This is a genomic window from Psychrobacter immobilis (assembly GCF_904846225.1).
Classification (GTDB): Bacteria; Pseudomonadota; Gammaproteobacteria; order Pseudomonadales; family Moraxellaceae; genus Psychrobacter; species Psychrobacter immobilis_F.
Genome location: NZ_CAJGZJ010000005.1, coordinates 39,876 through 57,111, shown reverse-complemented (window position 1 = coordinate 57,111; position 17,236 = coordinate 39,876). Strand labels below are relative to the sequence as shown.

16 protein-coding genes are annotated in these 17,236 nt (G+C 42.3%); 11 read left to right on the top strand and 5 right to left on the bottom strand.

Annotated features, from left to right (window positions below):
* Nucleotides 1–25 precede the first annotated feature (25 nt).
* Nucleotides 26–2,893, bottom strand: a complete 2,868-nt coding sequence (glnE, locus tag JMX48_RS05450) for a bifunctional [glutamate--ammonia ligase]-adenylyl-L-tyrosine phosphorylase/[glutamate--ammonia-ligase] adenylyltransferase (RefSeq protein WP_227687910.1) — start codon at nt 2,891–2,893, stop codon at nt 26–28.
* A gap of 429 nt (nt 2,894–3,322) precedes the next feature.
* Between glnE and JMX48_RS05445 the strand changes: the two genes are divergently transcribed.
* The 5 genes from JMX48_RS05445 (at nt 3,323) to JMX48_RS05425 (ending at nt 6,121) form a co-directional block, all read left to right on the top strand.
* Nucleotides 3,323–4,354 (top strand): NADP-dependent oxidoreductase, encoded by a 1,032-nt coding sequence (locus JMX48_RS05445; protein ID WP_201535271.1) that lies wholly within the window; start codon nt 3,323–3,325, stop codon nt 4,352–4,354.
* Between the two features lie 67 nt (nt 4,355–4,421).
* Nucleotides 4,422–4,856 (top strand): sulfurtransferase complex subunit TusD, encoded by a 435-nt coding sequence (gene tusD, locus JMX48_RS05440; protein WP_201535269.1) that lies wholly within the window; start codon nt 4,422–4,424, stop codon nt 4,854–4,856.
* Nucleotides 4,857–4,936: 80 nt separating this feature from the next.
* Nucleotides 4,937–5,260 (top strand): hypothetical protein, encoded by a 324-nt coding sequence (locus tag JMX48_RS05435; protein ID WP_201535266.1) that lies wholly within the window; start codon nt 4,937–4,939, stop codon nt 5,258–5,260.
* 181 nt (nt 5,261–5,441) lie between these two features.
* The gene (locus JMX48_RS05430; protein ID WP_201535264.1) at nt 5,442–5,771 is read left to right on the top strand and encodes a hypothetical protein; all 330 of its coding nucleotides are present in this window, start codon (nt 5,442–5,444) and stop codon (nt 5,769–5,771) included.
* Between the two features lie 35 nt (nt 5,772–5,806).
* Complete coding sequence (locus tag JMX48_RS05425; protein WP_201535546.1) at nt 5,807–6,121, top strand: TusE/DsrC/DsvC family sulfur relay protein; 315 nt, start codon at nt 5,807–5,809, stop codon at nt 6,119–6,121.
* 73 nt (nt 6,122–6,194) lie between these two features.
* Here the strand turns inward: JMX48_RS05425 and JMX48_RS05420 are convergent, their stop codons facing one another.
* A complete protein-coding gene (locus tag JMX48_RS05420) occupies nt 6,195–6,755 on the bottom strand; it encodes a tRNA (cytidine(34)-2'-O)-methyltransferase (RefSeq protein ID WP_201535262.1) in 561 nt (186 codons plus the stop codon).
* 250 nt (nt 6,756–7,005) lie between these two features.
* Between JMX48_RS05420 and JMX48_RS05415 the strand changes: the two genes are divergently transcribed.
* Complete coding sequence (locus tag JMX48_RS05415; RefSeq protein WP_201535260.1) at nt 7,006–7,146, top strand: entericidin A/B family lipoprotein; 141 nt, start codon at nt 7,006–7,008, stop codon at nt 7,144–7,146.
* Nucleotides 7,147–7,226: 80 nt separating this feature from the next.
* Here JMX48_RS05415 and hemW read toward each other — a convergent pair whose 3' ends face one another.
* A complete protein-coding gene (hemW, locus tag JMX48_RS05410; protein ID WP_201535258.1) occupies nt 7,227–8,573 on the bottom strand; it encodes a radical SAM family heme chaperone HemW in 1,347 nt (448 codons plus the stop codon).
* Nucleotides 8,574–8,808: 235 nt separating this feature from the next.
* Between hemW and JMX48_RS05405 the strand changes: the two genes are divergently transcribed.
* From JMX48_RS05405 to accC, 5 genes are all read left to right on the top strand, one after another.
* Nucleotides 8,809–9,300, top strand: a complete 492-nt coding sequence (locus JMX48_RS05405) for an EVE domain-containing protein (protein WP_201535256.1) — start codon at nt 8,809–8,811, stop codon at nt 9,298–9,300.
* Nucleotides 9,301–9,441: 141 nt separating this feature from the next.
* Nucleotides 9,442–10,485: a hypothetical protein gene (locus tag JMX48_RS05400; RefSeq protein WP_201535247.1), complete on the top strand. Its 1,044-nt coding sequence runs from the start codon at nt 9,442–9,444 to the stop codon at nt 10,483–10,485.
* A 318-nt stretch (nt 10,486–10,803) separates the two neighbouring features.
* Complete coding sequence (locus tag JMX48_RS05395; RefSeq protein ID WP_201535245.1) at nt 10,804–12,171, top strand: MATE family efflux transporter; 1,368 nt, start codon at nt 10,804–10,806, stop codon at nt 12,169–12,171.
* Between the two features lie 250 nt (nt 12,172–12,421).
* Nucleotides 12,422–12,856 (top strand): acetyl-CoA carboxylase biotin carboxyl carrier protein, encoded by a 435-nt coding sequence (accB, locus tag JMX48_RS05390; protein WP_201535242.1) that lies wholly within the window; start codon nt 12,422–12,424, stop codon nt 12,854–12,856.
* Nucleotides 12,857–13,014: 158 nt separating this feature from the next.
* Complete coding sequence (gene accC, locus JMX48_RS05385; RefSeq protein WP_201535240.1) at nt 13,015–14,376, top strand: acetyl-CoA carboxylase biotin carboxylase subunit; 1,362 nt, start codon at nt 13,015–13,017, stop codon at nt 14,374–14,376.
* Between the two features lie 158 nt (nt 14,377–14,534).
* Here accC and JMX48_RS05380 read toward each other — a convergent pair whose 3' ends face one another.
* Nucleotides 14,535–15,155 carry a hypothetical protein gene (locus JMX48_RS05380; protein WP_201535238.1) on the bottom strand — a complete coding sequence of 207 codons (621 nt, stop codon included), beginning with the start codon at nt 15,153–15,155 and terminating at the stop codon, nt 14,535–14,537.
* Nucleotides 15,156–15,409: 254 nt separating this feature from the next.
* The gene (leuA, locus tag JMX48_RS05375) at nt 15,410–17,188 is read right to left on the bottom strand and encodes a 2-isopropylmalate synthase (protein WP_201535236.1); all 1,779 of its coding nucleotides are present in this window, start codon (nt 17,186–17,188) and stop codon (nt 15,410–15,412) included.
* Nucleotides 17,189–17,236: the final 48 nt, after the last annotated feature.

The following is a 17,236-nucleotide window of genomic DNA, read 5'->3' as shown; positions in this document are numbered from 1 at the left end:
CTATTATTTATCATAAAAAGTCCTATTAAGGTGTCGGCCAGTCCTTGTCTGACAAATCGACGCCCATCAAATGTTGCCATTGCGCGTGTAATAATGCTCTCGTATCTTTCCATAGTGATTCATCAACCAGTAATGATTGCTCCGATAACGCTAGCTGATGGGTGGCGGCACGAATTCTTAGATAGGCATCTGTCAAATCTTGGCAAACTTGCGCCTCCCAAATACCTAATGAAGCAACTTCTTCAAAAATACGAACGTTGTCACTCCATTTAGTCAAACTTGGGTACTCATGAGAATAAGCCAATACGGCAAATTGCGCCAAGAACTCAATATCTACGATTCCGCCTGCATCTTGTTTAAGATGGAACTTGCCAGCTTGTTGTTGACCTTGACTGGTTCCCAGATGCTTTTGCATTTTTATGCGCATACTGGTCACTTCAGAACGTACTTGCTCAATCGTGCGCGGCAATGCCAACACCTCTCGGCGAATATCGCAGAACTGCGCAGTGACGCGTCTGTCCCCACAAATCGCCCGCGCTCGGACCAACGCTTGATGCTCCCAAGACCATGCTTTATCAAACTGATAAGTCTCAAACGCATGGCAAGAGACCACCATCATACCTGCATTACCTGAGGGGCGTAGACGCATGTCAATCTCATAAGCGCGGCCATCTCGAGTTTGGGTATTGAGGTAATTCATCAGTTTTTGTACCAAGCGCGCAGCAAACTTCATCCCACTCACTGAGTTTTCACCAGTGGTCATTCCCTGCTCTTTTACCTTATGTAAAAACACCAAATCTAAATCTGAAGAATACGACAGTTCTAGACCGCCAAGTTTGCCATAACCAATGATAGCAAAACCGCAATCTGCTTCAGTCACTGGATCGCCATCTTGACCGATAGGATAGCCATAGCGTTTGACAATTTCTGAAAAAGCACGCTCTAACGCTGCTTCCAATACCACCTCTGCTATGTACGTCAAAGAGTCCGATACCTTCATAATCGGGCGCTCAGCCAATACATCGCTGGCAGCAACCGCCAATATCTGATTCTTTTTAAACAGTCGTAGGACGCTGAGTAGCTCTTCCTCATCATTGGGCTCTACACGCAATAACTGTTGACGTAAAATATCACGCAGCTCTAGTTTGTCGGGCAGATGACGATAACGTTGTTGCAAAAAGCTATCTAGTAGCACTGGATAATATGACAGCTCTTTCGCAATCCAAGGGCTCGCTGACAGCATCGGAATAAGCTCAATCGTTGCATTGGGATTTTCTGCAATCATGACCAGATATATAGAACGACGACAAATGGCTTCAATCAATGCAATGAGACGTGGCAAGGCCGTGTTGGCCAGTTGCTGCTGATCTTGGTGCGCTAATAATGCGTGCACGATTACAGGATACGCATCGTCCAAACGCTCTCTTGCCTCTTCACTTAAATTAGCGACTAATTTTGACTGCCAAAAACCTTGTAGTATTTCACGATTGTCTTCTGTGAGCACTTGATTCAGACGTACAATTTGCTCATCTAGATTTTCTGGTTCAAGATGCGTGTCTTCCTGATCAGGTACTTGGCGTTCGGTGACCATACGTTCAAACGGAACATTGACATTGTTGCGGTGGTGATTGAGTACGCTTAACAGTGCGTTCCAATTGTCAAACCCGAGCGTAATCGCTAAATTGTGTTGCCAGTATGGATCATGGGGTAAACGTTGAGTTTGCTGATCATTAATCGCCTGAATCGCATGCTCAAGCCGACGCAAAAACCGATAAGCCAATTGTAATTGCTCATAAGTTGACAGCTCTAAATACCCAAGTTCGTGCAATACTTGCATCGCTTGTAGACAAGACTTAATCTGTAGCTGTGGATGCGCACCGCCATAGATCAATTGAAACGCTTGTACGATAAACTCAATGTCTCTAATACCGCCTGCGCCAAGCTTAATATTATCCAAATCCTCACGCTGCGCTACTTGGTTTTGAATCAGAAACTTCATCTCTCTGAGAGCAGAAAACGCACTATAATCGACATAATAACGAAAGACGAATGGCTTGATAAGTGCTTGCAGCTCATCATAGAACGGCGACTCTATGTGTCCTACTACCCGAGCTTTTAGCCAAGCAAAGCGCTCCCATGCACGCCCATGCAAAGAAAAATACTTTTGTAGTGCAGAAAGATGAATGGCCAAATCGCTACCATCACCCCAAGGACGTAGACGCATATCGACTCGAAAGGCAAAACCATCGGCCGTCTTGTTATCGAGTAACTTAATAATACCTTGACCAAGTCGAGTCATAAAACGCTTGTTATCTATACTGCGTGTGCCGCGCGCTTTATCTCCATTGGTTTCACCACGTGCCTGATGGACAAAAATCAGATCAATATCGCTCGATAAATTCAGCTCGTGAGCGCCAAGCTTACCCATGGCCATAATTGCCATATCATCAATCTGCGTATTACCTTGTGCATTCACAAAGGTCGGTTCGCCATACTGTTTAATTAAATGCTGATAGGTATAATCTTTGGCAAAGGAGATACAGCCATCTGCAAACTCAGAGAGCTCGTCGGTTAATTGCTCAAGTGCTATCATATGTAAGGCATCTTGCCAAATCCAACGCATCATCAGTAACGTACGCAGATTTCGCAGACCACTCATAACCTTAACTTCATCAACGAGTTGATAGTCTTCATCCAACGTATAATCTTGTATAAGATCATCGATTTGCTGACGTGTTAAGGTCTGATCTAATGGATAGCTGCGTAAAAACGTCTGGCAAAACACCGTTCGGCTCTGCCAAATTTGATAAGCAAACTCACTTGCCGTCTGCAAAACTTGCAGTTGCTCTGCTGTCGGCTGATAATCGATACTATTGGTCGCAGATGATGGCATAGTAATAAACGTTCCTTACAATATGAATGATAGCGAGTGTTATTCTTATTAATAGACTACCTGAATCTAGCAGCAGGCTTTAGTGGTTTTTTTTACGGCTTGGTCATAATGCCATTAGCGTAGCAAAGATAAAACACCAAAAACCAAACATTTTACTAATTATAAAAAAAGGTTCTGCTGATATATTGAATATGGGGAAATGAAGCACTGAGCGTTTTATAATAGCATGAAAATTTTGTGCTCAAAGAGATGCTGAACAACATATTATCATTTTGGGAAGCGACGATAACACTCGTGCTATCTGTAAAAATTATTTCGTAAAGAATAAAGTCGCCTAATATAAAAACCTATTAGACGATTGTAGGATAAGTAAATAAGATCAATAAGATCAATAAGATCAATAAGATCAATAATAAAAGGATATGTACAATGAGCGATTCGATCGAGCAAAATAAAGAGATTGTACTTGCCAGCCATCCTACTGGTGTGCCCAACCAAGATACCTTTAAAATCAATGATATACCGATGCCAACGCTCAATGCAGGCGAAGTTATAATAAAAAGCATCTATGTGTCGGTTGATCCTGGTATGCGCGGCTTTATGGACAAAGGCGATGACGATGCTGCTGGTAATAAATTCGAGCTCAATAAACCAATCACTAGCAGAACGGTTGGTCAAATTATTGCCAGTCGCGATAACACTTTTAAAAAAGGTGATATTGTCCATGGCCGCTTTGCTTGGCAAAAATATCAAAACGTGAGCACTAGTCATATTGACATTGTAGATCCTGAGCTTGCGCCTATTTCTACCGTCGTCAGTATGCTTGGCGTCCCTGGGCTGGCTGCCTATTTTGGTATCTTAGATGTCGGACAACTTAAAGCTACGGATACAGTGGTTGTCTCTGGAGCTGCTGGCTCAGTCGGTAGTATCGCCGCCCAAATTGCGAAAGTAAAGGGTTGTAAAGTCATCGGTATCGCAGGTTCTGCAAAAAAAATAGACTATCTCGAAAATGAGTTAGGATTGGATAAAGGTATCAATTATAAGCAAACTGACGATATGACAGCAGCGATAAAACAGGCTTGCCCTGATGGTGTGGATGTATTTTTTGATAATGTTGGCGGAGCGTTATTTGATGCCGTTTTAGCCAACATCAATACATATGGTCGCATGGTCATCTGCGGTCAAATTGCTGACTATAATAAAGAGCATCCTCCTCAAGGTGTCAGACCGATGCACACGTTGATCAAAAAAAGTGCCCGTATAGAAGGGTTTGTGGTTTACGACTTTAACGACAGATTCGATGAGGCAAAAAAACAAATCGCAGAATGGTATAATAACGGGCAAATCAAATATCGAGAAAACCTAATCGAAGGTTTTGAAAACATACCTGCTGCCTTTATCGGTCTGTTTTCAGGTGAAAATATCGGCAAACAAATGATCAAAGTAGGTGATGTAGAATAAGACCACCTCTCAGAGTTGACAGCGAACCCTTATCCATCAACAAACGCCAAATAACGATACGATATTTATGACTACAGATACCCCGCTACTCCTGATTACCGCCGATCCCAGTCACCCGCTGGCTCATCTAGCACTACGTTATGCCAAAGCTTATCTTCAGAGCACCGTTATCAATAATGATACAGCGGGTAGCGATGCGACTGAACAAAAAGCTGTCTTAAATATCTTTTTTTATGGAGATGCAGCCCATCTTGCCAATCGTTTACGCTGGCAATCTGCAGACCAAGTTAATTTGACCAAAGAATGGCAAAACCTTGCTGGACAGTATGCGTTACTACTGCCCGTCTGCGTCAGTACCGCGCTCAGCCGCGGTGTCAGCGACACTGATAATAGTACCCGCCATCAGCTTGATACCGACAATCTTGCCACAGGGTTTACCTTGGTCGGACTGAGCGAGCTTGCCATGATGATGCAAGACAGTCGTCAGTTAATGCAGTTTTAATAAAATGAATACCGTAGTCGATCCACTATAAAGTGGCCACAGTGCTAATAGTCAGTGACCAATCAGATTAGGAATCACCCATGAAATTATTAATTCAGCTGCATACCCCTACTGAAATGGCCAGTTATGAAGGTTGTGCGCTCGCACTAACGCTGGCCACCTTTGGCAATGAAGTACAGCTGTATTTGGACGCCCCTGTCTTTGGTTTATTGATGCAGCCTGAGTCGCGTTTGCATGGCATGATTCAGTCACTTGAGCTGTACGATATGTCAGCCGCTTGGCTACCTGATGACGTTTTTAGTGGTTGGATCATGGGGATGTTACCAGCTGATTTGGTCTCACAACTGACGTTAGTACCAGACGTTGTGAACTCGCAAGATTTTAAGCAGATTTTGAGGTTTTGACGGCAGGTATTCTTGTTGGATAAACAGATATAAGCTTTAGTGTTTGATATAGTCGAAGCCAAATAATTTCGATACAAGGAAGCCACGCACAAATAGTACATCAAGCGTGGGTGACGATGTAGCGGGTCTATAGGGATTTGACTATACTAAAATGACGACAGTAACTGGATATTATTCTATTATGGCAACTTTATATCAATTACATAGCACGATGGATACGCTTGGACGCAGTACTGAAGAGATGGCGCGCACATGGCGCGCGGGTGACAGCGTTATCCTACTGGGCACAACGGTCGCTTTTATCGATTGGTTTAATGCACATTTGGGTGATAGCGAGATACAGGGTATCGCTGGTATCTATGCGCTAGCGAATGATATCGCTCAGCTTACGTCCAATACCAGCGGCAAGCTAAACCTAAACGCCAAACTAAATGGCATTTTAACAGATGCAGAATGGGTCCAACTGACTCAAGACAATCAATTTGATAAAGTAGTGACTATTGCCTTATGAATAACGATAATGTAACTCCCGCCACTATAACCGTTATGAATGTTAAATTGGATCAAGACGGTCATTTATCTGATCATACTATTTGGACATCTGATATCGCTCAGCAGCTGGCGGACACTTTAGACGTGAATTTAGATACTGAGCATTTACAGATTTTACAACAAGTACGAGCGTTTTTTGTTAAGTTTAATCACGCGCCAGCGACAAGGCCGCTCATTAAGTGGCTACAAAAGACCTTGCCAGAGCACGATATTAGCAATCAAAAATTGCAGCAATTATTCAATACTGGCTTGGTTGCCCGCCACGTTAATCGTCTTGCTGGGCTACCGAAGCCGCCTAATTGCTTATAAAGTTGTTTATAAAGCAGCACTGATTGCTACCTACGTCTAGACGTTTAATCAGAATCAGTAAGAATATCAACTGCTATTTTGGGTCATAAACGGTTAATGTCTCATACCCAATACTACGCCCTTCATCGCCTGCGAACCCTTGCTGACGCCAAATCTCATACAAGCATATTGCCACGCTATTAGACAAATTCAAACTACGTGAGTCCGCTAGCATGGGCAATCTTAACCAATTGCTAGCCCCAATATCTTCACGGATATCATCGGCCAATCCGGCTGTCTCAGAACCAAAAACCAGCGCGATATTAGGCATCAAAGCATCATCTGTTTGTTCAGCGATATTCTGTCCGCTAAAGTCATAATCGTAAAAAGGTTTACTAAGTTTGGTCGTCAGTGCTGTAATAATCTGACAGTCAGCCAATTGCAGTGATTTTCTCGCCGCTATCCAGTCATCGTGCACTTGCAGATGCGCATACTCGTGATAATCGAGGCCTGCTCGGCGCAGCTTTTTATCATCAAGCTCGAACCCTAACGGTCTGACCAAATGCAACTGCGCGCCACTATTAGCACACAAACGAATAATGTTACCAGTGTTACTAGGCATTTTGGGGCCCACTAGCACGATATGAATGGTCATACTAAATCCTTAAGTGGTCAAAACTGATTGACCTTATGGGCTAAGTGTAATGAAAAGTTACAGTTTACTTGCAATAATTACATTTTGATACTGTGCAGGGTTTTTAACTTTCACTATGATGTCTGTAGCAGATATAGAGATGATACTTATACATTGTCAGCATATCTAATACCCTCAGTGAGGCTTAAGCATCGTTCTTAGCATCACTGTTAATGTTTATAACCACCCGTTTATTTTTGAGGATATCATTATGAAAAAATTAATTATCGCATCTTTGGCTGCTATGTTTGTTCTAACTGGTTGCAACACTTTTAAAGGTTTAGGCCAAGACGTATCTGGCGCTGGTGATGCAGTAACTGGCACAGCACAAGACGTTCAAAACAAAATCTAAGTATTAATTTCTTAGACAGTTTGAAGGGCTTATCATTATTTGATAAGCCCTTTTTTATTTACTATAAACACATTTCTCAATTATAAAAACGCTCGCAATATCTGATTCAGGTATCTACTACCTAATGCTGTCGGCTGCAACTGCTCAGGATTGTCTACTAATAAACCCTGCTTGACCAGTTTATTCACTTGTATGGCAATATTTTCATAGCAGAGCCCTGTTCGATTCTCAAACAATTCCCAAGAAACACCATTATGTAAACGCAATGCATTGAGCATAAACTCACTCACCAGTTCATCACTCGCAATTTCTTGCCAGCCAATCATCTTTGGTGGGGTTTGGCTGATACCAAAATATGCATTGTCTTCTTTATCGTCCACATAATCTTTTGGCAGACGCGACTTACTAAAACGATAAATTCCTGACTCCGCTACTAACTCATTACCTTGATCTTCATGCTTATCTAACGTTTTCAGTGTACTCTCACTTAATAGCAATGCGTTGTTACCTGATTCGCTATTATCAACCGTCACTTTGCCATGCGCGCCAGCACCAATCGCTAGATAATCCCCAAACTGCCAATAATTGATATTATGTCGGCATGGTTTATCTGATGCGCCTGCCCAAGCGGATACTTCATAATTGTCATAGCCCAATTGCTGTAATAGAGCCTGACCTGCTTGCTCAATATCTGCCAAATTGTCTTCATCTGGCAAAATAGGCTGGCTACGGTAAAATACGGTATTGGGTTCAATCGTTAACTGATACCAAGAGATATGCGTTGCGCCCGCATCGTGCGCCATTTGAATGTCATTTATAGCTTCACCCATGGTTTGCTGCGGCAGCCCATGCATCAAATCTACATTGACCCGCTCAAAACCAGCTGCACGGGCCGCGCGAATCGCTGATAATGCCTGAGCAGGATCATGTATACGACCCAGCGTTGTTAACTTATCAGCGGCAAAGCTTTGTACACCAATCGATAAACGGTTGATTCCCACATTCAAATACTCGGCAAAAGGCGCGTGCTCTAACGTACCAGGATTAGCCTCCATCGTCACTTCGATGTCCTCAGCCAATCTAAAAATATTGCGTAAACCAAGAAATAACCGCTGATACTGTGCAATTGGTAATAATGATGGCGTACCACCGCCAATAAATATTGAGCCAATCTCGCGCCCTTGCGCTAATGACTGTTGCATACTGGCATCTAACAATAGCGCATCCACGTACTCATCATACATGGACAGCTGCATATCTGCCGGCAACTCGTGCGAGTTAAAGTCGCAATAAGGACACTTTTTTACGCACCACGGGATATGTATATATAACGCTAATGGAATATCTCTCACCTTTAGCGCACCTTTAGTACAATCATTTGATGAGCTAATGTCGTTTGAAGAATGAACAGATTTAGTATTTGGCATAAACGAATGTATCTATAAATGAGTCGCTGCTGTTATTAGCAGAGAGTTGCGCTAGGATAACGGCTAGCCGACGTAAAGAAAAGCATAGCGATAATATAATTACTAATAATACCATTTACAAAAACGGATGTTAAAACAGCAGGCTTACAGGCAAAATATCAGCAGCGTATTAAATATTACTTTTATCATAAATAAATAATGATTGTATATTGATAATAATATAAGGATAAAGCATATGGCTTATTGGTTAATGAAGTCCAACCCAAAATTTTTTGGTATTGAAGATTTGCAGCGGTTAGAGACAGACAGCTGGGATGGCGTCCGCAATTACCGCGCCCGCAATTTTATGCGCGATGATATGAATGTTGGTGACAAGATTTTCTTTTATCATTCTAGCGCCAAACCATCAGGCGTGGCTGGTATAATGACCGTCAGCAAAGCGGGCTACGCTGATCCTTCACAGTTTCATCCTGAGCATCGTCATTATGATCCGCTCGCAACCGAAGAGAAACCGCGCTGGTATATGATAGATGTCACTTTTGATCAGGCTTTTGCGGACGTCCTACCCTTATCAGAGCTTAAGTTTTTGCCAGCACTTGAAGACTCGTTACTACTGAGAAAAGGCTGTGAGCAGCTTACCGTTATTCCATTAGAGCCAAAGCATTGGTACGCGATTATAGATATGGCAGAAACACTTGAGCTGTTGCCAAATGAGGCAAACTATTGACTTTAATCATTGCATAAATTTTACTGACTAGCTGCGTTTCCAGAGGCTGCGCAAAATTCATTCCAGTAGCGCTATGTTATTTTTATAATACCTCGACTATACTTCACCTTCTTTATAACAGCCATGCATCAGGATTCAGTTATGAGCGCACCCAAATTACTATTATCTGCCCTCACTATAAGTATGTTCAGCCTCACTCTCAGTGCCTGCGGTGGCAGCGACGGAGATAAAGTCAAAGAAGAGTATGACCGTATAGAAGATCAGGTAAACAACGAATACGATCGTTTGGAAGATAAAGTTAAAGAAAAATATAAAAAGGTCGAAGATAAGTTAAGTAATGATGAAAAATCTATGGCTGAGATCTTGAAATCAGTCTTTTTACCAGAGGAATCGCTTGATAAGTTCTTGGATAAGCTAACACCAGAAGGCGGTCGTGGTGGTCTTTATGTCGGACATTTCGTTGAAATTGACGATGGCGACAACAACGATATTGACCTCGGTGCCGTATACTTTGATATCAGTAAAGATGGCGTTGGCAGCGTCGATGGCAGCTTTAGTTATCAGCAGCAAGCTTGTCAAGAAAACAACGCTTTGGGCATTAATTCAGCACTAAAAATAGACAACTATATCGCTGGAAAAGTGACGGGTAGCCTCGATACATTAGAGTTTTTAGATGTCAAATACGTCAATGATCTAGGGATAGAGACACCAAACTTATTAACCACCTTTGCTGGTAGCTTTGAAGAAAAAGAAGCAGGCGCGCCATGGAAAGGCAGTTTTGAATATCAAGATGGTTTAGGCGGTAAGAAGCTGTCAAGTGGCGAAGACAATTGCAATGTCACTTACACTATTAGTGATCGCTCCAACTTTAAAACTTATCCGCTTGATTATAAACTTGGCAAGATGAACCTTGATATCATTGGTAATGGTAACCAAAAAAATATTATTTGGCAGAATCCTACTAATACTAAGCACGTATTGGTCAGCCAAATCGATGTCAATAAAGCAGAGTCTGGCGCTAACGGCTATGTACAGAACGTGGTGCTGAGAAACCTTGAAACCCAATTTGCCCCTGTTATTACTACTGACTCAACCAACTATGCGATCGTCGTACAAGCATTTGATGCAAACAATACGTTGATCGGCTATCAAGCTGTGGTACAAGATTTGCCTGAATCATTATAATTGATTTTAATCTTATCAGACGTGTCTACAGCGTTGACATCGTAGTTTAGCTTCTTTACTATCTTATTTACTAATGATCCGTCCATTCACCTTTTGAATGAACGGATCATTTTTATTTCTGTGCCTTTTATTTTATTTTTTACTCTGTTGATATGGGCTTGCTCATATTATTTATCGGCGTATTATCATCGGCACTATGCTTGTCTTACACTATGCTTGTCTTACTGTCTCGCTATCAATTTATTGATGGCTATATTTGCCCATCACTAATAATTGCTTCAAAGAAGCATTACCTCAAAGAATAAAAAGTTGCTCACTATGGTTTTTCCATTATCTTTTAGAGACTTCAAAAGCTACAGCTTACGTTTGGGCGTGCTTGCGATACCTATTTTAATTACCCAGTTTTGCCAAGCAGCGCTTGGTGTGGTAGATGCTATCATGGCAGGTCAAGTTTCCGCGCTTGACTTGGCTGCTGTGGCGGTTGGATCTGGTATTTGGCTTCCCTTATTTTTATTGGCCACTGGTACTTTAATCGCAACCACGCCGCTCATTGGTGAAGCGATAGGTAAAGATCAGCATAACCAAGTCCCACATATCACGCAGCAATCTTTATGGACGGCAGGTGCTCTTGGTATTCTTGGTTTTATTGTCGTCAATTTAGCACCAAATGTACTTGGAGTAATGGGCGTGCCTGCAAACATCCAGCCCATCGCCACCCAATATTTGCATGGGGTATCGTTTGGCTTTCCTGCGATTGCTGTCTATGCCGTGCTACGCAGTTATTGTGAAGCGCTTGGACGACCTGAGCCGGTGACCGTTATCAGTATCATTGGTCTACTTGCAGATATTCCTCTGAATTATATTTTTATCCATGGTTTATTTGGTATGCCTGAGCTTGGCGGTGCAGGTTGCGGGGTCGCGACTGCATTGGTTTTATGGATAAACGTCCTATTACTTGCGTCTTATACCAGCTTCACCAAACGGCATCAGTTTGCCAGTACTCGCTTTTTTTATGCCTTTGCCAGTCCTAATCGTGCTCAAATCAAAAAGCTCCTTAAACTTGGTATACCTATTGGCATATCTATCTTTTTTGAGGCCAGTCTATTTAGCTTGGGGGCATTGGTTATCAGTCCATTGGGAGAGTTGGCAACCGCGTCGCATCAAGTCGCATTGTCAGTGACCTCACAGCTGTTCATGATACCCATATCGGTTGCCATGGCACTAACCATTATGATATCCAATCGCTTTGGTGAAAAAAACCTCATGGCGCTGCGCCAAGTACAAGCTACTGGTTTGATATGGACGGTATTTATTGCGCTCGTCTGTATGCTTGGAATATGGCTGTTTAGACCACAGTTAGCGGCTGCATTTACTGATAATCCTGAGGTCATGGCTCAGTCTATGCACCTGCTTATCTTTGCGCTTGCTTATCAGTTATTTGATGGTTGGCAGGTAAATGTGGCTGGTATCCTGCGCGGTATGCAAGATACTACCATACCGATGTGGGTTACTCTCTTTTGTTATTGGCTGGTTGCCTTACCACTTGGTATCTACTTAGTGCGCTTTACTGACATTGGTGCGCAAGGGTTTTGGATGGCATTGATTACAGGACTATTCTTATCATCTATCCTGTTGACCCTACGACTGCGATATCAACAAAAGCGCTTAACTGCGGCGTGGGGTTGAGTGTTTGGTCATATTTATCCAAACGCTATATCGCCATGATATTTGCTGGCGATATACGGTCACATAGACTATGATAAATCGTTGGGATTTTCTTACGCTTAAGATAGATTACGTCATAATATGTAAAAAAACTCAGTTAACAACTGTACATCGATTGCTCATTGCCATGAAAATAGGTATCATTAGCAACTATCTACACAATATTTAGTTACACTATTTCTCGAATTTAGTACAAGGCAAAATTAATATTATGGATATCGAAAAAATACGCACCCTAATTGCACTCATGGAAGAAAGTGAACTGGTTAATTTAGAAATCAGTTCAGACGATGAACATATCAGTTTAACTCGTCACTATGATGCACCTGCACCAACGATGATGGCAGCTCCTACTACTGCTGGCACTGCATCCATCTCTACTGATGCAGTGCCAGCGTCGGTAAAAGCTGGTGACATTGAAACCTCGCCAATGGTTGGTGTTTATTATTCAGCCCCTACTCCAAATGATCCACCTTTTGTAAAAGTTGGACAAAAAGTACAGGCTGGTGACACCTTAGGTATCATCGAAGCCATGAAAATCATGAATCCTCTTGAAGCGACTCAAAGCGGTATCGTTGACGAAATCTTGGTTAATAACTCTGAAGTTGTACAGTTTGGCCAACCTGTCATACGCTATAAAGCATAACGACAAGATTCGCCACCCTTTACCTCATTGTGATAGAGCGCTTTTTATCATTTATAAGATATCGTAATTTAATCTATATTAGATTGAGGATAGCTTGAACTAATGATGCAAAAAATAGTGACTCTATCAATGACTGCCGCTTCGACAAGGATGCACCCATGATAAAAAAACTGCTCATCGCCAATAGAGGTGAGATTGCCCTACGTATCGTTCGAGCCTGTAAAGCTCTTGGAATAGAAACGGTAGGTGTCTATTCTACCGCTGATGCCAACTTGATGCATTTGCGCTTTGTTGATGAGGCAATCTGTATTGGCAAACCTAATGCCAATCAAAGCTATCTCGATATTAATACCATTTTGACCGCTGCTGAAATCACAGGGGCTGATGCCATCCACCCCGGCTATGGTTTTTTATCAGAGAATGCTGAATTTGCTGAACGAGTAGAAGAAGCAGGTCTGACTTTCGTTGGGCCTAACGCTGACCATATTCGCTTAATGGGTAATAAAGTCTCAGCTATTAATGCTATGAAAAAAGCGGGCGTACCAACGGTACCCGGCTCTGTTGGTGCTGTGACGCTACATAATGCTGAAGAGCAAGCGCGCAATATCGGCTTTCCTTTATTGATCAAAGCTGCTTCTGGTGGCGGTGGTCGTGGTATGCGAGTTGTTGAGCGCTTTGAAGATATTATCGGTCAAGTACAAGCGGCAAAACAAGAAGCTGAGCTATGGTTTGGCGATGATACCGTCTATATGGAACGCTATTTACAAAATCCACGCCACGTAGAAGTACAAGTACTTGGTGATGGTAACGGTAATGCTATTCACTTATACGATCGTGACTGCTCGCTACAACGCCGTCACCAAAAAGTATTAGAAGAAGCCCCTGCTCCTGACATTCCTGATGATGTGCGCGAACCTATATTAAGAGCGTGTGTGAAAGCTTGTGAGCTGGTTAAATATCGCGGTGCAGGTACCTTTGAGTTCTTGTTTGAAAATAACGAATTCTTCTTTATCGAAATGAATACACGCGTACAGGTTGAGCATCCCGTTACTGAGATGATTACTGGTATTGACGTGGTCGTTGAACAGCTTAAAATCGCGGCTGGTTATGGTTTATCATATCGTCAAAGCGAGATTGAGATTCAAGGTCATGCGATTGAATGTCGTATCAATGCTGAAGATCCAGTGACCTTTATGCCTTGCCCTGGTACAGTTAATCAGTTGTTTGCTCCCAGTGGTGCTGGTGTTCGATTTGATTCACATTTATACCCTGGATATGAGATACCGACCTATTATGATTCATTAATAGGAAAGCTTATTTGCCATGGCCAAACTCGCCAGCAAGCCGTGTCTAAAACGCTGCATGCACTTGATGAGTTAGTGATTGAAGGTATCAAAACCAACATACCACTGCATCGTGATGTGATTTTGGCGGATAATAATTTTGTGCAAGAAGCACAAAACATTCACTACTTGGAAAGAGAGTTATTGACAGCGCACAAAGCTAAAAAGCCAGCGTAGCTCAAGCAATTTTGCAATATTTAATTTACTCGCAAACTCAGTCTTAATGCATTATTAAAACAAATTTTTGTCATAAAAAAACCGCTATCAAATAGCGGTTTTTTTATGCAAGCTGTTTATACTTTGAAAGATGACAGTGATTTAGTTAGAGCAATGCATCAAGGCAAAACTCTGTTAAATTCCATAAAGCACTCTTTACCATCAGGGTCTGCGCACCACTGCATTTGGTTACCATCATGATTTACAAATGCAATCAGTACTTCATCAGTCTGATCAATCTGGTTACCAGAGCAATCTACTTCATTATTGTCATAGATTGTTTTAAGGGCAATGACAGGCAGCCCTTCTTCACGGTGCGTGATTAAGTAGCGACCATACGTCTGCTCCTTACCACTGACCGACCACATTTCATTGTCTGCACCAAAATTATATAACTCACGGCATTGGCTAGATTTCTTAGCAGATGCCATTAGCGGTTTTTTGGCATTTGGTGAAATACTAAGAAGACGATTTTCATTTTGAGTAAGTACACCGCCCTCTGTACCAGCCATCACTTTAGGCTCGTCATTTTTTGTTTGCCGGCTACCGTCTGAAGCCGCTTGCTCAGCTGCCACTTCTTTTGTCATTGTGATACCACTATCTAAATCTATCTCCCACTGTCCGGCAATAGCAGGACTAATGTGGGTAGTAATAGTTGGCTTACTAATAACTTCACCATTCATTGGCAGTGAAGCCAAAAGTGCGGCTAATGAAAATGAAGCAAATGATATAGGTTCCATAATTAACCTTTTGTTTATAATAATATGCGTTGTATACATTAGCGTAAGTCTTAGTCACCAAAAACACAAGTAACATTATGCTATTGGTGGTGATGCTTCAATCAATGACCAATTAGATAATAATCAATAAATTATAAGCCTCTCAAATTAACGGTATTTTTTCCTTAAAAAAACACCATCGCTTTACTTGTTAGAGACAAGAAGCGATGGTGTCATCAATATGTACAGCTAAAACCGTTAAACCATCATAAGTTTTAAGCGGCTGTCGTACCTACTGCTTGGGCAAAGGCTGATAATGCGCCTTTAAGCATTGCCGATACTGTACTGCTACAAGTGCCGATGCCTGAGTAAACCTCACCATCCACATTTAGCTGAATGTAAGCCGCGGCATTGGCATTGGTTTTGTTGTCACTATTGGTGTCATCATCGATACCGTTATCATGGTGCGGATTAATCGCATGCTCAGCATAGTTAATGATATGCAATGACTTACCGGTATGCTGTGCAAGACCATCAATGAACGATGATAATGGACCATTACCGTTGCCATCGATATTGATAGTGTCGCCATTCATTTGCACTTGACCGCTGAAATAAACGTCGCTGCCTTTGTTATTGATACTATAATCTAGTAGCTCAAACTTGCCTTGCTGCAAGTAGGTATCTTCAAAGGTCTGCAAGATTTCATCGTTCTGTAACTCACGCGCTACTGTCTCAGCCTGCTTTTGTACCACGCCACTAAAGTCAATTTGCATCCAGCGCGGTAAGTTAAAACCATAATTACGCTGCAAGATATACGCGACGCCGCCTTTACCAGACTGACTATTGATGCGAACCACATCTTGATAACTACGACCAATATGTGCAGGATCAATCGGCAAATAGGCCACATCCCAAACATTGTCGGTCTCATCTTGGTGCTTTTCATTATAATCGAGAGATTTTTTGATCGCATCTTGATGAGAGCCACTAAAGGCGGTAAAGACCAGTTCACCCACGTAAGGATGACGCGGATGCAGTGGTAAATTATTGCACTCACTCACCACCTGTACGATTTCGCTCATGTTGCTAAAATCAAGCTCAGGATCGATGCCTTGGCTAAACAAGTTCATCGCCATCACCATAATATCCATATTGCCCGTACGTTCACCATTGCCTAATAACGTACCCTCGATACGATCGGCACCCGCAAGCACACCAAGTTCAGCAGCAGCGACGGCACAGCCACGGTCATTATGCGTATGCAAACTAATAATAACATGCTCACGCTGGGCAAGATTTCGGCAGAAATACTCAACCTGATCCGCAAATACATTGGGCATAGAAGCTTCAACGGTCGCTGGCAAATTAAGAATCACTTCTTGTCCTTGCTGTGGTTGCCAAACATCACAAACTGCATTGCAGACTTCTACCGCATACTCAGTCTCTGTTTGACTAAAGCTTTCAGGTGAATACTGAAACACCCAATCTGTCTCAGGGTATTTTGCGGCATACTGCTGTAATAACTTGGCGCCCGTGATAGCAATCTCTTTGATATCAGTTTTGTCTTTGCCGTAGACTTTGTCACGCTGTACACGGCTCGTTGAATTATATACATGGACAACTGCACGCTTCACGCCTTTTAAGGATTCAAAAGTACGGGCGATTAGATGCTCACGAGCTTGCACCAAGACCTGTAATGTCACATCGTCAGGTACATGGTTTTCTTCAATTAATTTACGAGCAAAATCAAACTCAACCTGCGCCGCTGATGGAAAGCCAATCTCAATTTCTTTAAACCCAACGTCTACTAGCGTTTTAAAAAAGCGCATTTTTTGTTCGATAGTCATCGGATCAATCAGCGCCTGATTGCCATCACGCAAATCCACACTTGCCCATATTGGTGATTTCTCAATCGTTTTGCTCGGCCACGTGCGATCTGTCAGCGACGGCGCAAAGGCAAATGGGCGATACTTACGGAAATCAAAAGCGGCACTTTTGGGTGTGATTTTGGTCGTGGTAGGTACTACCGGGCGTGTGGCTTGGTCAGACATAATCAATCCTTAGATGACATGATAATTTATATTTTTAGCGAAATATTT

Bases quoted from the DNA above. Each gene is read 5' to 3' on its own strand.
- glnE (WP_227687910.1), bottom strand. From the start codon at position 2,893: ATGCCATCATCTGCGACCAATAGTATCGATTATCAGCCGACAGCAGAG.
- JMX48_RS05445 (WP_201535271.1), top strand. From the start codon at position 3,323: ATGAGCGATTCGATCGAGCAAAATAAAGAGATTGTACTTGCCAGCCAT.
- tusD (WP_201535269.1), top strand. From the start codon at position 4,422: ATGACTACAGATACCCCGCTACTCCTGATTACCGCCGATCCCAGTCAC.
- JMX48_RS05435 (WP_201535266.1), top strand. From the start codon at position 4,937: ATGAAATTATTAATTCAGCTGCATACCCCTACTGAAATGGCCAGTTAT.
- JMX48_RS05430 (WP_201535264.1), top strand. From the start codon at position 5,442: ATGGCAACTTTATATCAATTACATAGCACGATGGATACGCTTGGACGC.
- JMX48_RS05425 (WP_201535546.1), top strand. From the start codon at position 5,807: ATGAATGTTAAATTGGATCAAGACGGTCATTTATCTGATCATACTATT.
- JMX48_RS05420 (WP_201535262.1), bottom strand. From the start codon at position 6,755: ATGACCATTCATATCGTGCTAGTGGGCCCCAAAATGCCTAGTAACACT.
- JMX48_RS05415 (WP_201535260.1), top strand. From the start codon at position 7,006: ATGAAAAAATTAATTATCGCATCTTTGGCTGCTATGTTTGTTCTAACT.
- hemW (WP_201535258.1), bottom strand. From the start codon at position 8,573: ATGCCAAATACTAAATCTGTTCATTCTTCAAACGACATTAGCTCATCA.
- JMX48_RS05405 (WP_201535256.1), top strand. From the start codon at position 8,809: ATGGCTTATTGGTTAATGAAGTCCAACCCAAAATTTTTTGGTATTGAA.
- JMX48_RS05400 (WP_201535247.1), top strand. From the start codon at position 9,442: ATGAGCGCACCCAAATTACTATTATCTGCCCTCACTATAAGTATGTTC.
- JMX48_RS05395 (WP_201535245.1), top strand. From the start codon at position 10,804: ATGGTTTTTCCATTATCTTTTAGAGACTTCAAAAGCTACAGCTTACGT.
- accB (WP_201535242.1), top strand. From the start codon at position 12,422: ATGGATATCGAAAAAATACGCACCCTAATTGCACTCATGGAAGAAAGT.
- accC (WP_201535240.1), top strand. From the start codon at position 13,015: ATGATAAAAAAACTGCTCATCGCCAATAGAGGTGAGATTGCCCTACGT.
- JMX48_RS05380 (WP_201535238.1), bottom strand. From the start codon at position 15,155: ATGGAACCTATATCATTTGCTTCATTTTCATTAGCCGCACTTTTGGCT.
- leuA (WP_201535236.1), bottom strand. From the start codon at position 17,188: ATGTCTGACCAAGCCACACGCCCGGTAGTACCTACCACGACCAAAATC.